The 20,159-nt window shown below is 59.4% G+C and carries 20 protein-coding genes, 1 tRNA gene and 1 pseudogene; 11 read left to right on the top strand and 11 right to left on the bottom strand.

All coding sequences use genetic code 11. The features are described from left to right. Positions 1–207: 207 nt before the first annotated feature. Positions 208–284, top strand: a tRNA-Met gene (locus tag ASE04_RS16445). A 197-nt stretch (positions 285–481) separates the two neighbouring features. Here ASE04_RS16445 and ASE04_RS16440 read toward each other — a convergent pair. Beyond that, positions 482–1,780, bottom strand: coding sequence for an epoxide hydrolase family protein (locus tag ASE04_RS16440; protein WP_056819077.1), 1,299 nt, complete (start codon positions 1,778–1,780; stop codon positions 482–484). Positions 1,781–2,534: 754 nt separating this feature from the next. Between ASE04_RS16440 and ASE04_RS16435 the strand changes: the two genes are divergently transcribed. After that, a complete protein-coding gene (locus ASE04_RS16435) occupies positions 2,535–3,467 on the top strand; it encodes a LysR family transcriptional regulator (RefSeq protein WP_056819075.1) in 933 nt (310 codons plus the stop codon). 249 nt (positions 3,468–3,716) lie between these two features. Here the strand turns inward: ASE04_RS16435 and ASE04_RS16430 are convergent, their stop codons facing one another. Beyond that, complete coding sequence (locus ASE04_RS16430; RefSeq protein ID WP_056819073.1) at positions 3,717–4,385, bottom strand: VOC family protein; 669 nt, start codon at positions 4,383–4,385, stop codon at positions 3,717–3,719. 217 nt (positions 4,386–4,602) lie between these two features. Between ASE04_RS16430 and ASE04_RS16425 the strand changes: the two genes are divergently transcribed. From ASE04_RS16425 to ASE04_RS16410, 4 genes are all read left to right on the top strand, one after another. Further along, a complete protein-coding gene (locus ASE04_RS16425; RefSeq protein WP_056819072.1) occupies positions 4,603–5,889 on the top strand; it encodes an epoxide hydrolase family protein in 1,287 nt (428 codons plus the stop codon). 39 nt (positions 5,890–5,928) lie between these two features. Beyond that, on the top strand, positions 5,929–6,738 hold the full coding sequence (locus ASE04_RS16420; protein WP_056819070.1) for an SDR family NAD(P)-dependent oxidoreductase: 810 nt from the start codon (positions 5,929–5,931) through the stop codon (positions 6,736–6,738). A gap of 66 nt (positions 6,739–6,804) precedes the next feature. Further along, a complete protein-coding gene (locus tag ASE04_RS16415; RefSeq protein WP_056819068.1) occupies positions 6,805–7,833 on the top strand; it encodes a D-cysteine desulfhydrase family protein in 1,029 nt (342 codons plus the stop codon). Positions 7,834–7,881: 48 nt separating this feature from the next. Beyond that, on the top strand, positions 7,882–8,475 hold the full coding sequence (locus ASE04_RS16410; protein ID WP_056819066.1) for an NADPH-dependent FMN reductase: 594 nt from the start codon (positions 7,882–7,884) through the stop codon (positions 8,473–8,475). A 78-nt stretch (positions 8,476–8,553) separates the two neighbouring features. Here the strand turns inward: ASE04_RS16410 and ASE04_RS16405 are convergent, their stop codons facing one another. The 5 genes and pseudogenes from ASE04_RS16405 to ASE04_RS16385 form a co-directional block, all read right to left on the bottom strand. After that, complete coding sequence (locus ASE04_RS16405) at positions 8,554–9,189, bottom strand: isochorismatase family cysteine hydrolase (RefSeq protein ID WP_056819064.1); 636 nt, start codon at positions 9,187–9,189, stop codon at positions 8,554–8,556. Between the two features lie 18 nt (positions 9,190–9,207). Next, the gene (locus ASE04_RS16400; protein WP_056819062.1) at positions 9,208–9,756 is read right to left on the bottom strand and encodes a hypothetical protein; all 549 of its coding nucleotides are present in this window, start codon (positions 9,754–9,756) and stop codon (positions 9,208–9,210) included. A 144-nt stretch (positions 9,757–9,900) separates the two neighbouring features. Beyond that, on the bottom strand, positions 9,901–10,884 hold the full coding sequence (locus ASE04_RS16395) for an enoyl-CoA hydratase/isomerase family protein (RefSeq protein WP_056819060.1): 984 nt from the start codon (positions 10,882–10,884) through the stop codon (positions 9,901–9,903). Then, positions 10,881–11,388, bottom strand: a pseudogene (locus ASE04_RS16390) (RidA family protein). The gene ASE04_RS16395 and the pseudogene ASE04_RS16390 overlap by 4 nt, the downstream one beginning before the upstream one ends. Next, complete coding sequence (locus ASE04_RS16385) at positions 11,382–12,107, bottom strand: SDR family NAD(P)-dependent oxidoreductase (RefSeq protein WP_056819058.1); 726 nt, start codon at positions 12,105–12,107, stop codon at positions 11,382–11,384. Before ASE04_RS16385 ends, ASE04_RS16390 begins: the two are co-directional and overlap by 7 nt. A 292-nt stretch (positions 12,108–12,399) precedes the next feature. On the opposite strand from ASE04_RS16385, the gene ASE04_RS16380 reads away from it, so the two are divergent. The 3 genes from ASE04_RS16380 to ASE04_RS16370 all read left to right on the top strand — a co-directional run bounded on the left by ASE04_RS16380 (position 12,400) and on the right by ASE04_RS16370 (position 14,484). Beyond that, on the top strand, positions 12,400–13,488 hold the full coding sequence (locus tag ASE04_RS16380) for an NAD(P)H-dependent flavin oxidoreductase (RefSeq protein WP_056819056.1): 1,089 nt from the start codon (positions 12,400–12,402) through the stop codon (positions 13,486–13,488). Positions 13,489–13,531: 43 nt separating this feature from the next. After that, positions 13,532–13,858 carry a YbfB/YjiJ family MFS transporter gene (locus tag ASE04_RS31925; RefSeq protein ID WP_082597373.1) on the top strand — a complete coding sequence of 109 codons (327 nt, stop codon included), beginning with the start codon at positions 13,532–13,534 and terminating at the stop codon, positions 13,856–13,858. 164 nt (positions 13,859–14,022) lie between these two features. Continuing rightward, a complete protein-coding gene (locus ASE04_RS16370; RefSeq protein WP_056819052.1) occupies positions 14,023–14,484 on the top strand; it encodes a YybH family protein in 462 nt (153 codons plus the stop codon). A gap of 64 nt (positions 14,485–14,548) precedes the next feature. Here ASE04_RS16370 and ASE04_RS16365 read toward each other — a convergent pair whose 3' ends face one another. The 4 genes from ASE04_RS16365 to ASE04_RS30745 form a co-directional block, all read right to left on the bottom strand. Next, positions 14,549–15,592, bottom strand: coding sequence for an LLM class flavin-dependent oxidoreductase (locus ASE04_RS16365; RefSeq protein WP_056819051.1), 1,044 nt, complete (start codon positions 15,590–15,592; stop codon positions 14,549–14,551). A 319-nt stretch (positions 15,593–15,911) separates the two neighbouring features. Further along, positions 15,912–16,397: a YkgB family protein gene (locus tag ASE04_RS16360; RefSeq protein WP_056819048.1), complete on the bottom strand. Its 486-nt coding sequence runs from the start codon at positions 16,395–16,397 to the stop codon at positions 15,912–15,914. 150 nt (positions 16,398–16,547) lie between these two features. Beyond that, on the bottom strand, positions 16,548–17,585 hold the full coding sequence (locus ASE04_RS16355) for an alpha/beta hydrolase (RefSeq protein WP_082597372.1): 1,038 nt from the start codon (positions 17,583–17,585) through the stop codon (positions 16,548–16,550). Positions 17,586–17,800: 215 nt separating this feature from the next. Then, complete coding sequence (locus tag ASE04_RS30745) at positions 17,801–18,019, bottom strand: hypothetical protein (protein WP_156408812.1); 219 nt, start codon at positions 18,017–18,019, stop codon at positions 17,801–17,803. A 475-nt stretch (positions 18,020–18,494) separates the two neighbouring features. Between ASE04_RS30745 and ASE04_RS16345 the strand changes: the two genes are divergently transcribed. Further along, positions 18,495–19,040 carry a VOC family protein gene (locus ASE04_RS16345; RefSeq protein WP_056819044.1) on the top strand — a complete coding sequence of 182 codons (546 nt, stop codon included), beginning with the start codon at positions 18,495–18,497 and terminating at the stop codon, positions 19,038–19,040. A gap of 353 nt (positions 19,041–19,393) precedes the next feature. After that, positions 19,394–20,107: an SDR family NAD(P)-dependent oxidoreductase gene (locus ASE04_RS16340; protein WP_056819145.1), complete on the top strand. Its 714-nt coding sequence runs from the start codon at positions 19,394–19,396 to the stop codon at positions 20,105–20,107. The last annotated feature ends 52 nt before the right edge of the window (positions 20,108–20,159 follow it).

Here is a 20,159-nt window from a genome sequence, read left to right as displayed (position 1 = left end):
CCAGGTCTGCCAAGCGCAACAACAAATCTTCTCATCACAATCTCGGCCCAAGCCGACAAACATCGGGCCGCGTAAGCGGCCTTTTGTGTTATAAAGGGTAGCAGAACCGAACATGAGACGACTTCGCTTCGCCAAGTCGCTCAGGCAGTAAGAGCAAACCGCAAACCGGTTTGCTCGGACGCGACAACTCCGAAGGAGTTGCGCTGGCGCGGGGTGGAGCAGCCCGGTAGCTCGTCAGGCTCATAACCTGAAGGCCGCAGGTTCAAATCCTGCCCCCGCAACCAATCTTCCAAAAACACACAGCACAAACACACAACATCAANCGGTAGCTCGTCAGGCTCATAACCTGAAGGCCGCAGGTTCAAATCCTGCCCCCGCAACCAATCTTCCAAAAACACACAGCACAAACACACAACATCAAAAGCCCCGAATGGGGCTTTTTGTGTTGCCACACCACCAAGGCAAGGCGCCCCTCAATCCGCTAAATCTGATTGCGAAGCGACTTGAATGAAGCTCGAACCTCCAAGGTGAATAGTTCGGGCTGTTCCCAGGCAGCGAAATGTCCGCCTTTCGCCGGCCGTCCGTAGTGGATCAGTTTTGGGTAAGCTCGTTCCGCCCAGCTTTGCGGCGCTTGGTAGATTTCGTCAGGGAAAGCGCTGACGGCCACAGGGATCTTGATGCCGCGCGGATCAAAGAAACCACCTGAAGGGAAGTGCGCATTGTCCCAGTAGAGGCGTGCCGAGGAGATTGCTGTATTCGTCAGCCAATAGAGCGTGACGTTGTCAATCACGTCGTCGGGTGTCAGGCCCTCCGTCTGACCGTCAAAGGATCGGGCAATCATCCGGTAGCTGCGGATATCGTGGTCGAGCATCCAGGAAGCAAGTCCAACAGGGGAATCGGCTATACCATACAGCGTCTGCGGCCGATTGTTCATCTCGATCGCATAACCGAGCCCGTTCTTGTAAAAGTCGTCGAGCTGCACGTAGGCGCGCATTTCATCTGCCGAGAGGTCGACTGGAGCGGGGCTGCCGGCCGCCAGCAGCTTGGCGATGTCGGCGGGAACAGTGGCGGCCATGTTAGTATGGATGCCGAGCAAGCCGGCAGGCTCCTGCAACGCCATTAGTTCGGTGACCGCATTACCCCAATCGCCGCCCTGTGCGACATATTTGGAATAACCGAGCCGCTGCATCAGCACTGCCCAAGCCTTGGCAATCCGCGGTGGGTTCCAGCCTGTCTGCTTCGGCTTGCCCGAGAAGCCATAGCCTGGCAATGATGGAATGACGACATGGAAAGCATCGGCCGCTGTACCACCATGGGAGGTCGGATCTGTGAGCGGCTTGATGATTTTCATCTGCTCAATGATCGACCCCGGCCAGCCGTGGGTGATGATGATCGGCAGCGCATTCTCGTGCTTTGATTTGACATGGATAAAATGGATATCAATGCCGTCGATCTCGGTGATGAATTGCGGGAAGGAATTCATCCGTGCTTCTGCCTTGCGCCAATCATAGCTCTGCCAATGTTTGGCAAGCTTCTTTATCATGTCCAGGCGGACGCCTTGCGTGTCGTCGGGGACGGTCTCCTCGTCGGGCCAGCGCGTAGCGGTGATACGGCGGATTAGATCTGCGAGCTGTTCGTCCGTGGCTGTAAACTTGAACGGCTTTACACCCGCAGTTCTATCTGCGGCAGCCAAGGCATCCGGCAGGATGTTCGCCGCAGTTGCAGAGGCTGCTATGGCAAGGAATGTTCTACGTGTGACCTGCGGGCGCTTGTGGGACATGTCATACTCCTGTGTCTTGTGGTTCTGTTCTTCAGCAATCAAGCTCCCACCAAAGACGCGTCCCAACCATTGCACCATGGTATCGCCAATACTTTCGTATTCGATTGTGTGTGTCCTCAGCATCGCAGATGACATGCCGTCACAACAACTGTGAGCCGCCTGAAATAGGTATATGCTTTCCTTGCTTTCGAGGCGCAGATCGGCGGTGCCTGCAGGTCTCATCCAGCCGCTAGACGATGTTCACCGCTACTTCATGCGTGGGGTCGGCAGTGCTTTGCGGACGTTTAGGAAGGCAGGAAAGACCAACGCAATGAGTATTGCAGAGAGGAGATCGCTAGAAGCGCGAGACTGACTGGCCGCGCCGTGGATACCAGAGGATTGCCATCGGATGACCGCATGGCAATACGCAGGTGCTGTTCGAGAAGTGGTCCGAGGATGAAACAGAGGAACAAGGGGCCAGCTTGACATCGCGCCCTTTTCACAACTTAACCAAACAGCTGAGACCCGAGCCACCGTGTATTCGCGTAGTTGAGAAAGGTCGCGTAATCGTCACAAGTGTATTTCTCAAGCGCTTTATCATGAAAAAGGCACCGACGTTCCTGCGCTTTTGGTCGTCATCATTTCGTAAAAGTGATCATGCCTGCATGTCAAAGGTCGCCTATAGCACAAATGTGTCGCTGGCCTGCGTATTCAAAGTAGCGCTTGTATGCCTGACACGGTGGCGGATCGTCCACGATAGTTGCGGAGCTGGGGAATGGATCGGATCGACGCAATGAAGGTTTTCGTCACCGCGGTGGAGGAGGGAAGCCTCGCCGGGGCGGCTCGTCGTCTCAAGCGGTCTCCGACGGCTATCAGCCGTGCTTTGTCACTGCTGGAGCAGCATGTGGGCGTCGAACTTCTTCATCGTACGACAAGAAGCCTCAAGCTCAGCGACGCCGGTCAGCGATATGTCGAGGCTTGCCGAAGAGTGCTGATCGACCTTGAGGAGGCCGACATCGTGGCTGGTGGTGAACGATCGGCTCCACGCGGCGTGTTGACGATCTCGGCGCCGCCAATCCTTGGGGAGGAGGTTCTGCGGCCGATCCTTGATGACTTTCTGCAGGAGCATGCGAATGTCGCGGTTCGGTTTCTGATGCTCGACAGGTTCGTGAACCTTATCGACGAAGGCGTCGACGTGGCGCTCAGGATCGGCAATCTGACAGACTCGACGCATATCTCCATCCGGATCGGCGGTGATGTCAGGCGTGTCGTCGTTGCCTCCCCACAATACCTTGCGAGCAATGCCGCAATCAGCGAGCCCTCCGATTTGTCGAAGCATCAGATCATCGCCTTCTCGAATTTTGGCCTCGAGTCGTGGAGCTTTACGCCCGTCAGTGGATCCTCGATCCCGAGGACGGTGCACTTTTCACCCCGATATGTCGTAAATAGCGTACGTGCCGCGACCGCGTCCGCCGCTGCGGGGATGGGCGTGACTAGGCTCTATTCCTACCACGTCGCCGAGTTCGTGAGGGACGGTCGACTACAGGTTGTCCTCGATTCAGATGAACCCGACGCGCTTCCCGTGCATCTGCTTACGCCCCAGGGGCGGACCGCGGTTCCGAAGGTCAGGGCCTTCATTGATTTCGCGGTTCCTCGCTTGAGATCGGAACTTGCGCGAATTGCCACGCAGGCGCGGCCGGCACCTTGAGTGTGCCGGAAAACGGGTGAGTGTCTCCCTATTCACGACCGTTCCCTCACCAAATGAATGCGTTTATAGCTGCTTCAACGAGGGCGGCAAAACGCTGGTCTCTGGTTGAAAAGCAGGAGCGCCGGTCCGATCGAGCCGGCGCCCTTGCGCCAAGCTGAGGCGGGGAGGTGGCCGCGGTCGCCAACAGAACGGCTATTCGTGGGCGCTGCCGGGGGAGCTTAACTCTCGTGGAATCGTGGGGCGATCAGTTCAGGCTGGCAACGTCGCGCCTGTCTGCTCCTTGACGAGGTAATCGGCGTACCAGTCCGGCCAATCGTGGTCATGCTGTCCGCCTTGTCGCTTCTCATGCTCGCCATGAGCAGCGGCGACCCGCCGCAGCGCAGCGGCAAGGTCGCTCGCCGACGCGAATGCGGCGCCACCGGCGTCGATACGTCCAGGTAGTCTTGCCGTGACCTCCTGGAAGAGCCAGCCATTTCCGTCCGGATCGGAGAAGGAGGCAAACGAGCCGTAGCTCGAACGCGAGGGGTGGGGGCCAGACAGACGGTGGTCCGTGCCCTTGTGATGGAAGACGCCGCCGCTGTCGTGGAAGACCCCGCTCATTTCGGCGCCACGGGCAGCGAGTGTGGCATGGGCGATCTCGATGTCGGGCACGATGAGATGAAGTCCTTGAGCGGAGCCCGGAGCTGCGGCCGTCACGTTCGATCCGAAGATGACAGAGCAGGGTGAGCCAGGCGGGGTTACCTGCACGACACGGAAGCCGTCTTTGCCCGAGACGTCAGCGTCGAGCCGCCAGCCGAGTCCCGTGTAGAAGACTTTGGCGCGATCGACGTCGGAGACGGGAATGACGACGACCTCGAGTTTCATGTCGATGTGCTGGGCATGTGCGACCGTCGGCCTGTTCGGTTCCTGGATAGCCATCTCGATCTCCCTCGATTTGAAATTGGTCCGCGGCATAACAGCCGTCCCGGAAACAATGCGCCGTCGCCTGCGTGCCTGTCCATTGTGCGAAGGTGTCGGATCTTCAGCGCGCGGTCAGCCGGTCCAAAGGTATCGCCCATACCTTCGTGCAATAGCGTCAGAGGGAAGGAGGGACGATCCCTATGACACATTCCAATTGCCTGATCTGGAGGACATCATGCCCGCAGAAGTTAAAACCAATGCCGCATCCTCACCGACGCGGCGTGAATTGCTCGCAGCCACGGCCGCAACGGCGGCGCTCGGCATCTTGCCGAAGCCGGTTCAGGCGGCAATGGGAGACGACGCAATCCGGCCCTTCAAGTGCGCTATCCCGCAGAAGGAAGTCGACGAACTGCGGCGCCGCGTTCGCGCCACCCGTTGGCCCGGCAGAGAAACTGTCCCGGACCGCTCACAAGGCGCGCAGCTCCAGAAGCTGAAGCCTCTCGTCGATTATTGGGGCACCGAATACGATTGGCGACGCGGAGAGAAGAAGTTGAACGCGCATGCGCAGTTCATGACGCGGATCGATGGCCTCGATATCCACTTCATTCACGTCAAGTCCAAGCACAAGGACGCGCTGCCTCTGATCATGACGCATGGCTGGCCGGGATCGGTGCTTGAACTCGTCAACACGATCAGGCCCCTTACCGATCCGACCGCGCACGGCGGCACTGCCGAGGACGCCTTCCATGTCGTCATTCCTTCCATGCCCGGATACGGCTTCTCGGAGGTCCCGACCGAGACCGGATGGGGGCCCGATCGCATCGGGCGCGGCTGGCACGTGCTGATGAAGCGGCTCGGTTACGACCGCTACGTCTCGCAGGGCGGCGACTGGGGCGCGGTGGTATCCGACAAGATGGCCGCCCAGGCGCCGGAAGGATTGCTCGGCATTCACACGAACATGCCCGCGACCGTTCCTCCCGATATCGCCAAGGCGCTCGCAGATGGTGAACCTGCCCGGGCCGGCCTTTCAGCAGACGAGAAGGCCGCCTACGAACAGATGAACGCCCTCTACACGAAGGGTGCGGGGTACGCTCTGATGATGGTCACGAGGCCGCAGACACTGGGCTACGCGTTGACGGATTCGCCTGCCGGTCTTGCCGCCTGGTACTACGACAAGTTCGCGGACTGGACCTACAGCGGCGGCGACCCGGAGAAGTCGTTGACGAGGGATGAGATGCTCGATGACATCTCTCTCTATTGGTTCACTGGAACCGCCACCTCGGGCGCACGTCTCTACTGGGAGAACAACGCCAACAACTTCAACGCGGTCGACATCAAGATCCCCGCAGCAATTACCGTGTTTCCCGGCGAAATCTACCAGGCCCCGAGGAGCTGGGCCGAGAAGGCCTACCACAACCTCATCTACTACAACAAAGTCGACAAGGGCGGACACTTCGCCGCCTGGGAACAACCAGACCTCTTCACATCAGAACTGCGTGCGGCGTTCAGGACGTTGCGCTGACGATCACCCATGGCTGCACGTCAAGCAAGGAGAAACACTATGACGAATTTTCCAAGAGGCACGGCGCTCATCACGGGCGCGTCGTCGGGCATCGGAGCGCTCTACGCCGACAGGCTGGCGCGTCGCGGATACGACCTCATCCTCGTCGCCCGCGGCCAGGAAGCGCTGACGAGGGTCGGCAAGGAAATCGGGCAGGCCACGGGTCGAGCCGTGAAAACCGTTCGGGCGGATCTTGGCCAGCATGACGACCTTCTGAAGGTCGAAGGAATCCTGCGCAGCGATCCGTCGATCACCATGCTCGTCAACAATGCCGGGGTCGGCGCGGTAGAGCCGTTGCTCATGTCCGACGTCGAGGCAATGGAGAGGATGATCAAGGTCAACGTGATAGCCTTGACCCGGCTGGTCTATGCCGTCGCGCCGTCGTTTGTCGCGCGCGAACACGGCACGATCATCAACATGGCCTCCGCGTTGGGCATCGCGCCTGAGATTCTGAATGGCGTCTATGGAGCGACCAAAGCATTCGTCATCGCCTTGACGTTCTCCCTGCAGAAGGAACTGGCCGAGAAAAACATTCGGATCCAGGCCGTGCTTCCGGGCGCTGTCGAAACCCCGTTTTGGGAAGCCTCTGGTGGCTCGCTCGACCATCTGCCCGACCAGATCATCATGAAGGCGGAGGACGCTGTCGATGCCGCGCTCGCCGGTCTTGATATGGGCGAGTTGATAACCCTGCCGTCCGTACCTAATGCCGACGACTGGAACGCATATGAGGCTGCCCGGCAGAAGCTGATGCCAAACCTGTCGCGTAATACGCCGGCTGCGCGCTATCGGGCGCCAGCGCTGGTGTCCTGACGAAGACGTCAAATGGTGTGGCCGGCTTCGTCCGACACACCCAGATACCTCAATGAGAGATACGCGATGACTGCCACCGATTTACTGAACCGGTTCCCGCGCGTGCGCCTGATGCAGGGATCAACGCCGGTCCAGCGGTTGGCTCGTCTCGAACACATGCTTGGGGATCGGCGCAAAGGCGTCTCCATATGGGCGAAACGAGACGATCTGATGGAGCTCGGCGGCGGCGGCAACAAGCTCCGCAAGCTCGAGTTCCTGATCGGGCAGGCCAAGTCCGAGGGGTGCAACACGATCATTGCGATCGGTGGAGTTCAGTCGAACTTCGCCAGGCTCGCCGCGGCAGCCTGTGCGAGGATCGGGTTGTCCTGCGAACTGGTTCTTGTGCAGATGGTGCCGCGAGAGAGCGAAATCTATCAGGCGAATGGCAACGTGCTACTGGATCAATTGTTCGGCGCACGCCTCGATATCCTCGCTGAAGGAGACGATGCGGGTGCTTTTGCCGCGTGTCGGGCATCCGAGATCGCCTCGTCTGGAGGAAAGGCTTTCGTGGCCACCCTCGGTGGTTCGACGCTGATCGGGTGTCTTGGATATGTCGACGGCGCCTTCGAGATCGCCATGCAGTCGGCCGAAATGGGAATGGCGTTCGATCATATCGTCATTCCAAATGGCAGCGGCGGCATGCATGCAGGTCTGGCGGCCGCGACCGTGATCGCAGGAGGCGATCCTTCGCGGATATTGGCGCATACCGTCCTGTCGCCCGCCGACGCATGCGTGCTCGCGACCGTGGATAAGGTCAACTCGGTGCTCCAGATGCTATCGAGGAATGAACGGGTAGAGCCCAAGGACTTGACGATCAGTGGCGGCCAGCTCGGCGGCGGCTACGGCATGCCGACGCCAGATATGGTCGAGGCGGTCAAAATCGTCGGTCGATCCGAGGGCCTGCTTCTCGATCCGGTGTACGGGGGCAAGGCGTTCGCCGGTATGCTTGCCGATATCGAAGCCGGCGTTATCGCAGCTGGATCAAACGTCCTGTTTCTGATGACCGGAGGTTCCCCTGGGCTCTATGCGTATGCGGACGCCCTGAACAGCAAATGATCCTGGGAAAGAGGGTCATCAACACAAACCAACAAACATGAGGATAGCATGGCTTCGAAACCAAGAATTGCCGTCATTATCGGCTCGACCCGTCCGACCCGCTTTGCCGACAAGCCCGCCCAATGGATACTGAAGCAAGCCAGGGCGCGCGACGACGTCGATGTCGAACTGGTCGATCTGCGCGACCATCCGCTGCCGTTCTTCGACGAGGTGGCATCAAACGCTTGGGCGCCGAGCCAGAACCCCGAAGCGGTCCGCTGGCAGAAAACCGTCGGCCACTACGATGGATACATCTTCGTCGTCGCAGAATACAATCGCTCGATCACCGGGGTGCTGAAGAACGCGCTGGACCAGGCCTACACGGAATGGAGCCGCAAGCCCTTCACGGCTATCGCCTACGGGAGTACCGGCGGATCGCGCGCGCTCGAACATCTGCGCGGCATTGGCGTCGAGCTGCAGATGGTTTCCACACACGCGGCCGTTCACATCGGCGGTGGAGAGTTCTTCGCGGTGTTTCCGATGGGCGGCAACAAGCCGATCGAAGAGATCGAAGCTAGTCTTCTGCCGTCTGCCAAGACTGCGCTCGATGAACTCGTTTGGTGGGCAAAGGCCACAATGGCCGCCAAGGCGGCGGACGTCTGACGATCGGCTTTTGTCACAGAGAAAATCCGGCGGGCACGTTTGCGCCCGCCGGATATTGCCTGCTGTTTCGACCAAGGCTTATGACGCGTGGGCAAGCGCAATCGCGGCAATGGTTTCCTTGGTATCCACGATCGCGCTGGCATAGCTGGGGAGATTGATCTCCAGCGCCGCATGCATCATTTCCGGCGAATAGTCGGCGACGGCGTCCTTGACGACTGTTACGTCGTAGCCAAGCTCCGCAGCGTAGCGGACGGTGGCCTCGATGCAGGTGTGGGCGACCAGCCCGATCACGATTACCCGCTGGATGCCATGCCGTTTCAACTCGAGATCAAGGTCGGTATTGGCGAAGCCGCTGGAGCACCAGTGCTCGGATGCAACGACTTCGCCGGCGACAGGCACGAATTCGGCTCGGAATTCGCCGCCCCAGGTCCCGAACTCGAAACTCCTGCGGTTCCACGCCGCGCGCTGGATCGGTGCCACGAATTTCCAGTTCTCGTAGTCGCCCGGGCGATAGCGATGATGCATTGCGAAGAAGACGCGTAGCTTCGCTTCGCGGGCGGCGGTCAACACCTCCAGCATATGCGGTACGCAGTTGTTCGCTTCGGCGACCTCCTTGATGCGCGGCCAGATCTTGCCGCCTTCCGAGATGAAGTCGTTGTAGGGGTCGACCACCAGCAGACCGGTGTTGTTCCGGTCGAAGGATAACTCTGTCATTGAATACTCCTTCGCCGGTCAGGCCGCTTTCGTGGATGCGTTCTTCAGTGCGGCACGTTCGATGCTGGCAGCAAACAGCGGTGTCTCGCCCTTGTTGTGCGCAATGGACATCGGCTGGCGTTGCGTGCGGAAAAGCTCGAACGGGATGCCCTGGCGGTCGAGGAATGTCATCATTTCGTCCGTCGCGTAGGACCGGACCCTGTTGGTGAATTCGCAATGAGACGCATCGACTTTTTTCACGCTCAGTTCCCAGGTGACATGGATGGTGACCCGGCCATTCGGCGTGAAGACGTCGGAATCTGAGTCGAGGATCAGATGGTGTTTTTCGCCCAGGGTCTCGTGATAATGCTGGACCATAAGGCTCCCGCCGATCGTCTCGACATTGATCGACATCCGCGTGCCGTCAGGCGCCGTCGTGAAACCGGCTGCGATGTGTGCGGGCGAGCACCCCTGGTATTCCTTTTCCGGCAGGTTGAAGCACCAGGTCGGAATGTCGATCTTCTCGATCGGTGCGTTGATGATCGCCGAGAAGCTTGAATCGACGATCTGGTTTTCGATGCTGTGCATAGATGTCTCCATCGGTTGGGAGCTGGCGAAGATTGTGCTCGTCGAGCGCCCAGAAAGCGGACGCGCGACCGCGTGACATTGATTGGCATTTCGTTGTCGGTACCCACGCGACCTGCCGAGCCTTTGCGCGGGCACCGTCCCGACCTACTTCTCGGCCAGAGACTGGGTGTAGTGTCCAAGTCTTGTTTCGATATCAGGATCCTTCTGCAGCCCCATTTCCATCAATCGGCCGATGTTTCTTTGTGCTGCCGGACGCTGGACCGAGGTAATGAAGGCATCCCAGCCGGCTGCGATCTCCGGGTCGCTCGGAAGACTTGCGAAGTCGACCAGGCGCTTGGTGTCGGCGATCGCCTGGCGGTCGAAGCCGGAAATCCGGGTCGCCAGCGCATCGACAAAGGGGTCGAGCTTGTCGTCGTCGAACGAACGGTTGACGTAGCCATACTTCTCGGCGAGATCGCCATCGATATCGTCGGAGCCGAGAAGGACTTCGAGCGCGCGCCCGCGGCCCATCAGCCTCGGAAGTCGTGCCATCGGCCCGCCGCCGGGGACGAGGGCTGCGCCGACTTCCCACTGCGACAGGATCGCATTCTGCCGGCTCGCGAACCGCATGTCGCTGGCGAGCGCAAGCTCGCTGCCAACCCCCGTCGCGCGCCCGCGGATCAGGGCGATGGAGACAACGGGGGACTTGCTGATGCGGACAAGCATGTCCGGGAGCGGGTGTAGGCCGGTCGGCCCCGAGGGGAGCCCGGTGGATTCGGCGAGCGGCGGCGTGAAGTTGTAGTGGGTCAGAAAGAAGCCCGGTACAGCGCTGTCGAAGACGACCACCCTGAGGTTCGGATCGGACTCGATTTCCGCGACCGCCTTCTCCATCTGCGGAATTGTCTCCGGCCCGAAGATGTTGAACGGCGGATTGTCGAACGTGACGCGCCAGTAGGCGGGCGTCCGTTTCTCGATCCTCACCTGAGCGTGTGTCTGTACGGACTTCCCTTCCGCTGGAACATCCACCTTCTCGGCAACCTTTGTCTGGCTGGAGAGGGCGAGGGCCGGCAGCATGAGCAGCGCTGCCGCGGCGAGAAATTTCGAGGACGCAGCAGCTGCGCCCGCCGCACTTGGTAGCCTGACTTTCATAATTGCCTCCATTTTTGGTTTGAAAGCGAACGTGTTCGCTCGGGTTCGATTTCAAGAACGAGTTCGACTTCAACCGGCATTCCGAGCGGTATGCTTGAGACGCCGAGAACGATGCGGGGTGAGAGACGCTCGATGCCGAAGATCGATAGGAGAAGTTCCGACGCGCCGTCCGCGACCTTTGGATGTTCGCGGAAATCGGCCGGCGTCGCGATGTAGACGCCGAGCTTTACGATCATGCGGATTCTGTTCAGCGAGATGCGCACGCGTCGCTGCCAACCCGCTCAGGCAGGCCGTTCGCGCGGCGTCGTACCCGTCGGCAACCGAGGGGTCATTGCCTACCTGTCCTATATATTGTGGCGCGTGCCCGATCACCGGCAGCCTGCCACTCAGGAAAAGCAGCGACCCGCTTTGTACCGCTTCGACATAGGCGCCAAACGGTGTCGGCGCGGGAGGAAGAACATTCGCCAGCTCTCGCAGGCGTGCTTCTGCGTTCGGGGCTACCATTTTCCGAGATGTGCGCCGTTGTCGACGTGCAGCACTTCCCCTGTGATATTTGCGGACTCGGTCAGATAGACCACTCCGTCGACGATCTCCTGGACGGCCGTGATCGTGCCCATCGGCGACAGCGTTTTCAAGAAGTCTTTCGGGTTCTTCGCATGCAGCGGGGTGTCAACGACGCCGGGCGAAACCGCGTTCACTCTGATGTTTTCGGCGGCGAATTCAAGCGCGAGGCTCTTGGTGATCGCATTGAGGCCACCCTTGGTAATCATGGGGATGGACGCCGTGACACCCTTGATTGGGTGGTCCGTCAAGGAAGAGGTAATGGTTACGATGCTGCCGCCGGACTTCTGTCGCAGCATTTGTCTGACCGCATGCTTGGTGAAGTGGATGAAACCTTCGACGTTTGTTGCGGAAAGGCGACGGAAATCCTCTACCGTGTAATCGAGAAAAGGCTTCGTGACGAAAATGCCCGCATTGTTGACGAGGGCGTCGACCGATCCGAACTGCTCGACGGCCCGCTGCGTAACGCGCTCGGCGGTTTCTGGATCTGCGACATCACCATCGATAAGTTCGATCCTGCCCGCGCGATCAAACTCGCTCGTTTCAGTAATGCGCCTCGACGTGCCGACAACATTCCAGCCCTTGTCTAGAAAGGTCTTCACCAGTCCGGCACCAATCCCCTGGGATGCGCCGGTAATCACTACAGTCTTGTGTACACTCATTTCGAATGCCTCCGTTGGGCAGGACGACCCATCCGCAGCTGACCGGAAAGCCCGGTGGCGGGACATCGTTCGCGAATCTGTGAAGCCGGCCATTCGCCGGGAACAGTGGGCCTGATTTAGGCGCCGTTCGTCCGTAACATTCGCGCCGAACAGGAGGAGGACGCTATTGTACGATGGTGTTCCCGATACCTTCGTGTCGGTCCATGGAGGTGAGGAAGACCATGGTGCAATAGACGGAGCTGAAAGCCGGCGATATGACTCTGGTACCGCATGTAAACTTCGGGAGCCCCACATGGCGCGCTGGCACGACCGCCGTATCATCGACCTTTTCGGCATTGAGCTGCCGATTATCCAGGCGCCGATGGCGGGCGCGACGACAGTCGAGATGGTTGTCGCAGCATCCAATGCCGGCGGGCTCGGATCTTTGCCCAGCGCCCTGTTCGGCATCGAGCAGCTCCGCGATGCTTTGCGGCAGACAAGAGCGCGTACGTCGAAACCAATAAACGTGAATTTCTTCTCCCACGTCACCCCGGATGACGACCCGGCCGCGCAGATGCGTTGGCGGGCGCTTCTTGCACCCTATTACGTGGAATTGGGACTGGATCCCTCGGCGCCGATATCAGGAGCGGGGCGCGCGCCGTTCGACCAGTCGTTCTGCGAGGTTGTCGAGGAGTTCAAGCCGAACGTGATCAGCTTCCACTTCGGTCTTCCTGAAAAATCGCTCGTCGATCGCGTCAAGGCAACCGGAGCGAAGGTGGTTTCGTCGGCCACCACGGTCAAGGAGGCGGTATGGCTAGAGGCCAACGGCGTGGACGCCGTGATCGCCATGGGCCTTGAGGCCGGAGGCCACCGCGGGAACTTTCTGACTGCGGACATGTCAACCCAGGTCGGGACGATGGCTCTTGTTCCCCAGGTCGTCGATGCGGTCAGCGTTCCCGTGATAGCGGCGGGAGGGATTTCGGACGGTCGCGGGGTGGCGGCAGCATTGATGCTGGGCGCCTCGGCCGTGCAGGTCGGCACCGCATACCTCTATTGTCCCGAAGCCAAAATCCCCGCGATGCATGCGGCTGCGGTCGCCGGCGCAGGAGACGACAGCACCGCCATCACCAATGTGTTCACGGGTCGGCCTGCACGCGGCATCGTAAACCGCATCATGCGCGAATTGGGGCCGCTTTCTGAGAGCGTGCCACCGTTCCCGACAGCCGGAGCTGCGCTGGGCACTGTCCGGGCGAAAGCTGAAGCGGACGGTCGGGACGACTTCACCAACCTGTGGTCTGGGCAGGCGGCTCGATTGGCTCCGCGACTACCCGCTGGCGAGCTGACCACGACGCTCTTCGATCACGCGCTCAGGGTCTTGGAACGCCATTCCGGCGGTTCGTGATCTATCACGTTTCGCGGCAGATAGTCGTTCTGCCGGTCGACGTATGGCCGCCGGGTGGGCTCGGCCATCGAAAAGAATGCGATCACAGCTCGTCGTGGCTTACCGTCTGATGGCCTCTGTTTGGGTATCCGGTGCGGGCGGCTTCTCGGTAGCAGAACGGGTTAGGGGAGCTCGGGTCCCCCCACTTCACCTTGTCGGCGTCCCCTTCACCGCGATCTCATTCTTAACGATGAATGAAGTGCGAAGAATCCGCACGTCCCACAATGCCCGCTACGTGGGATTGCTGACGGCGATGTTCGCTATCGGGCAGATCATGGAGCCGCCGGCGATCGGTGCAATCCTGAGGCATAACGACACCTTTGTCCAATAGATCAGCGTCGCTTTCTTCGAGCATTCTACCTTCAGGGCGCGGCATACTTTGCAGCTCAACTGGGTCGATCGTCGCTGGGGATGACCACAAACAAATCCATTTTCTCAGATGGTAGCCGTGCCGGGACCCTGTGACTTCCAGGACCACACAAGGAGAGAATAACGATGGATCTGCTTCTCACCGAAATAGACGGCCACGAGACAAAGCGGGGAGATGGCGGCCCTGTTGACGCGCTTATCGAATTCTACCGCGCTTTCAACGCGGGTGATCTCCTGGGACTGGAAGCCGTATGGCTCGGAGGCGCGGAGCCCAGTATGGACAATCCGATTGGTGGCATCCGTCGCGGGTGGGACCATATTGCCGAGGGCTATTCCAAGCTCTTCAAAGGGCAGGCAAAGGTTCACGTCACCTTCCACGGTTTCACCAGTCAGGGCGGCGACGACTGGCATCTGTTCGTGGGCCGTGAACGTGGAACATGCAGGACAGCCAAGGCAACGCTCGATGTCGCCTTCCGTACGACGCGCTGGTTCGTGCGCAAGGACGGGGCATGGCGGCAGCTTCACCATCACGGATCGGTTGAAGATCCGAAGATGCTGGCTGATTACCAGAGACTTATCTTTGGATAGAGAGAGGAGCGCCGACAAATGCCGGCGCCTTTCAAGACTTGCTCGGCGATTTCACTTCGACCGACTACGACGTTAGCAGGGATTGCTTGCGAACCAGCGGCGCAACCTCTGTGCCGAGCAGTTCGATTGAGCGGCGCATTGCTTCAGTTTCCAGCGCTGCGGTGCTCATCTGGAAAGTGAAGCGAGAAACTCCTCCAAATGTCCTGTTAACATGCAGTATCTTTGCCGCGACTGTTTGTGGGTCGCCGACCACGAACGCGCCATGCGGACCGCACATATGGTCAAACTGTGCTCGGGTCGGGGGCGGCCATCCCCGTTCCTTTCCAGCTTCCGTGAACATCTGGAACCAACCGGGAAAGAACGCCTCCTTCGCGGCGTTGTCGTTTTCCGCGACAAAGCCGAGAGCGTGTACGCCAACCCTTTGGTTTTCGGGAGGATGGCCAGCGGCGAGCCAGGCACGACGATAGAGATCCACCAACGGGCGGAAACGGTCGAAGCTTCCGCCGATGATCGCGACCATCAACGGTAGACCGAGCGTGCCGGCACGAACGAAGGATTCCGGCGTTCCGCCGACGCCCAGCCAGATTGGCAAGGTCGGTTGATGCGGTCGAGGAAAAACACCCTCACCATTGAGCGAAGGACGAAAGCGGCCTTGCCACTTTATGTTTGGTTGCTCTCTGATCTTGAGCAGGAGCTCGAGCTTCTCCACGAATAGCGCATCGTAGTCCCGCAGGTCAAAACCGAACAGTGGATAGGCATCCACGGAAGAGCCGCGACCCACCACGATTTCCGCCCGTCCGCGGGATATCAGATCCAGGGTCGAGAACTCCTGAAAAACCCGCACGGGGTCGGCAGCGCTGAGAACAGCGACGGCACTTGTCAGCCTGATCGATTTCGTACGCGCGGCGGCGGCCGACAGGATGATGGCGGGCGCTGAATCAAGCGCGTTTGCTCGGTGGTGTTCGCCCATCCCGAAGACATCCAGGCCCACCTGATCTGCCAGCTCGATTTCGGCGATCACGCTTTCCATGCGATCGATGGCTGACTGCAATTGACCTGTAGAGGGGTCGGTGAGGAGCATCGCAAAACTATCGATACCGACTTCCAATGATGGATCCTTTCAAGCCTGGTTGCCGCCCAATCTCTGTGACGGCTGCGCTCTGGCGCCTTTCGCCTTGGTGCGTGACCTGTTCTGGTCGTGCGATGGCGCGGACAAGACCGGGTCTGGCTAGAAGAAAGTGCAACGCTTCATCCCACGGCTAGCAAGCATCGCGCCAGCCTTCATTTCTTGATGGATACCATCGAAATATTCGATGTGTGCGTTGCGTGGAATGTCAATCGATCCGCGGATTGCCAAATTGGAAGGCGCGTGGCTGGATCAAGCTAAGGTGTCGCCTATACGCATCAATCGACAGATCAGGCTACTGTCAGCGATTGGAACGAGGGCGCAAAGAAGCCGCCAGGAGGCACAGAGATGCGGCGAGCAGAACTAGGTCCTTCAACAAGAACTGCCCAGGGACCGCAGAGATTGCAGGGAATCCACCGGCAGTTGCCTCAGCTACTCCGGGCGTGCTCAACAGAAAGGTGAGCGTGATGACAAATGTTGCCGCCGACATTGCTGCCCCAAGGGCCGAAAACAGCGGGCTAAACGCGCCGATGATCAAAGCCGCCGCAGTCGATAGTTCAAGTACACCGACGACATAGCTCGCTCCCTGTACGCCAAACAAAACACTCAGCCAACGCATGATGGGGCTATGCTCGATGAAGGGGGCAATTCCCGCTGCCTCGTAAGCGGTAAACTTCATGGCGCCAAACCATAGAAAGATGACAATCAATGCCCACCGCAACAAGGACATGGAGCGGTTCGATTTTTCCGCAATCACCGTGAAAGTCTCGTCTACGCGTGTTGTCATGGCCGATTGCTCTTTCCTGTGTCTCAGATTGGAGAGGAAACTGACCGCGATCGCTGGGGCGCCGTCGGGTGGGGGGTTAGATCCGTTCGTTCTCAAGCATGGATATTGCGGTCGCCGAGTTCCTGCATCGTCGTCCACCAATGGGTGACGTCATGTCCAGGAATTCACGTCGATGACCGCCTTGGCGAACGCCTCGGGTGCCTCCTGTGGAAGGTTATGACCGATTCCGCCCGAAATCAGCCGGTGTTCATATTTTGCCTTAAACTTCGAAGCATAGGCCTTGGGATCGGGATGAGGCGCGCCGTTGGCGTCGCCTTCCATGGTGATGGCGCGCACCTGGATTTCAGGAGCGGATGCTAGCTTGGTTTCGAACTCGTCGAAGCGCTTCTCGCCCTCGGTCAGTCCTAGCCGCCAACGGTAGTTGTGGACGACGATGGCGACATGATCAGGATTGGAGAATGCTGCGGCGCTTCGTTCGAACGTAGCGTCGTCGAATTTCCAGTGCGGAGAGGCGAGCTGCCAAATGAGCCTGGCGAAGTCGTTTGTGTATTTTGCGTAGCCATCGCGGCCGCGGTCCGTGGCGAAATAAAACTGATACCACCATTGAAGCTCGGCGGATGGCGGTAGCGGTGCCTTTCCGGCAGCCTGGTTCCCGATCAGATAGCCGCTGACGGAGACCAGGCCCTTGCATCGTTCCGGCCAGAGTGCGGCGACGATATCTGCCGTACGGGCGCCCCAGTCGAACCCGGCGACAGTAGCCTTGTCGATCTTCAGAGCGTCCATCAGATTGATGGCATCGACGGCCAGTGCCGACTGCTGACCGTTGCGCATCGTGTCGTCGGACAGGAATTTCGTGCTGCCGTAACCGCGCAGGTGAGGCACGATGACACGATGGCCGCGCTCTGCCAGCAACGGGGCAACCTCGGCAAAGCTGTTGATGTCGTATGGCCAGCCGTGGAACAAGAGAACTGGCGACCCGTCAGCAGGGCCAAGTTCGGCATATCCGACATTGAGATCTCCAGCGTCGACATGTCCGTTGGCTGCAAGACTATGTCCCACCGAACGGCGGGCCTTCGTGCTCTGGTCAGCACCCTCCGCCTGTCCTGAAAGGATTCCGGCCGCGGTCAGTGCAAGTGCGATCTCGCCCAAGGACCGGCGTGTTAGGTTTCCTGTCTTGAAGTTGTGCATGACTGCTTTCTCCCGTGATGGACCACTGAACGGTTACCGCCCGTGATCCTGCCAAGGGCGGAAATTGCCAGCGGAGTTTCGGATGGGAGGGGCCAACCCGCTATTGGACGAAGGTGTCGGGCATACCAATGTATCGCCAATACCTATGTGCAACTGCCTGCCCTTGCGCTGTCCGACATAGTGAACTCCTGGCCGCGGCTTTCCGCCGACAAGCTTCAGGAGAAGACGATGAGGTACAAAGGCGACGAGCCGTCCGGCAGTATTTTCCCCGGTTTCATTATCCTTTGTGCGATGGCGGCAATCGTTTTCGCCTTGGCATCGATCAGGCCGCCGCTTTCCTCGGTCCGCGTCTGGGTCCCCGCCAATTCCAGTGAAGCGTCTTCAAATGAAAACAGGTCGACGCTGACATGCTCGCCCGTGTGGTCGGCCTGCAATCCGACAGACCCAATCTGACACCCGGCATAGAAGGGCGCCAATGAAATGAAGCGGCACTACAAGATGTGCGGGGCTCCGCTGGGGGTCGGACGACGTGGCCATGATACGCGGCCTTATCCGCGACTATTGCGAAAGCCGACAGTGCGAGAGACAAGGTGCCGAAGCTGCGCGCTTGTTCAATATCAGTGCTTGCGTCCTTCATCGTTCTCACCTGTCTGGTTGCGCTTGCCACAGCAACAGACTGCAAGTTTTCCGCGATCCCGCGGGCGATAACGATGGCCTCGCTGCATCTGGGTGGCCACTGAACGATGGTGTCGGCGATACCAAGGTATCGAGAGCTTCGCCGGCCTCCGGAGGGCTTCGTCGGCCGCTGATACCTAAGTGCAATGGCGAGAACGACACTCCTCCATAAGCTGACCTCGTTGTCGCCGTTCGCGAACCCACTGGCGATCACCTATTGAAGGAGCACGGGATATGGATAGCGAAGTCAGATCTACCAGGAAAGAAGCCGCGCAGAGCGTTTCGGGTGTTGCAATGACGCTCGAACTCGCCGTCATCGCCGTGTCCGACGCCGACCGAAGCAAGGCTTTCTACGCAAATCTGGGGTGGCGGCTTGATATCGATTTTCAAGGTGACGACTACCGGGTCATCCAGTTCACGCCTCGCGGGTCAAACTGCTCCGTGATGTTTGGAAAAAACATCACGACAGCGCCTGCCGGTTCGTCGCGCGGGCTGCATCTGGTCGTCTCGGACCTGGAGGACGCACGAACAGATCTCGCCGCGCGAGGTGTCGAGGTGAGCGAACCTTTCCACGATGTGGGCGGAATATTTCACCATTCCGATGGTCGGGGCATCGCCAACGGTTTCAATCCACAACGCAAGAGCTATGCATCATACGTGGTATTCCACGATCCAGACGGCAACGAATGGACGGTTCAGGAAATCACCACTCGTCTACCGGGCCAGCAGGGTGATACAGCGTTTACCGCCCAACTCACAAAGGCGGTCTGGGGCTCTTAACAGCCTAATATCACTATCCCGATTGAAATATCACATGCCGCTACTATTCCTGCCTATGCCCTGGCAGGGTAGCTGCGTTGATGGCTCCAAAGGTGTAGGCGCGAAAGGTGCAAACGTCCTTGCTTCCAACGTGACATGCTCAGTTGCCCAGGTCTCGGCAACGCGGGAGGGAACTGGCTATCTTTGCGGATTGCTCACAAGATCGAAACCAACATTATCCCGAAAATCGGTGAAGTGATTGCTTGATGTTGGCAATTCTCCCGATCGTCAATCGGATCTAAATCAATAGCACCGACGCCGAGGGCGGCGGGCGGCCCGAACCAGGACCGCTGCAATTGAAAAGGATGTATATCATGAGCAATCAGCAGAAGGTCGCCATCATCACCGGCGCATCGCAGGGTATCGGTGAAGGTCTCGTCCGCGCCTACCGCGAGCGGAACTACCGCGTGGTCGCCACCTCGCGTTCAATCAAGCAAGGTTCTGACGAAGGCGTGCACGCCGTCGCTGGCGACATCTCCAATTCCGAGACGGCAGACCGCGTGGTGCGCGAAGCACTCGAGCGCTTCGGCCGCGTGGATACGCTGGTCAACAATGCTGGCGTCTTTACCGCAAAGCCGTTCGTCGATTTCACCCAGGAAGACTACGACCTTAACTTCGGCGTCAACGTCGCCGGGTTCTTCCACATTACCCAGCGCGCGGCCAGGGAAATGCTGAAGCAGGGATCCGGCCACATCGTCAGCATAACGACGAGCCTCGTCAACCAGCCGGTCGCCAGCGTTCCGGCGGCCCTTGCATCGCTTACCAAGGGCGGATTGAACGCAGTGACGAAGGAACTGGCAATCGAGTTTGCCAAGACCGGTGTCCGAGTGAACGCCGTCTCGCCGGGCATCATCAAGACCCCGATGCACGCTCCCGAGACCCATGAGTTCCTGTCGGCACTTCATCCCGTCGGCCATATGGGCGAGATTCGCGACATCGTCGATGCCGTCATCTACCTCGAGGGCGCCGGCTTCGTCACTGGCGAGATCCTTCATGTCGACGGCGGCCAGAACGCTGGTCGTTGGTAGGCCTGACCGTGAGGAAAGCGTGGCGTATCGCGCCACGCTTCGTTCTGGCAAG

Source organism: Rhizobium sp. Root708, from assembly GCF_001429725.1.
Taxonomy (GTDB): domain Bacteria; phylum Pseudomonadota; class Alphaproteobacteria; order Rhizobiales; family Rhizobiaceae; genus Rhizobium.
The sequence above is the reverse complement of the archived record's forward strand: the minus strand, read 5'-3'. Positions and strand labels throughout refer to the sequence as shown.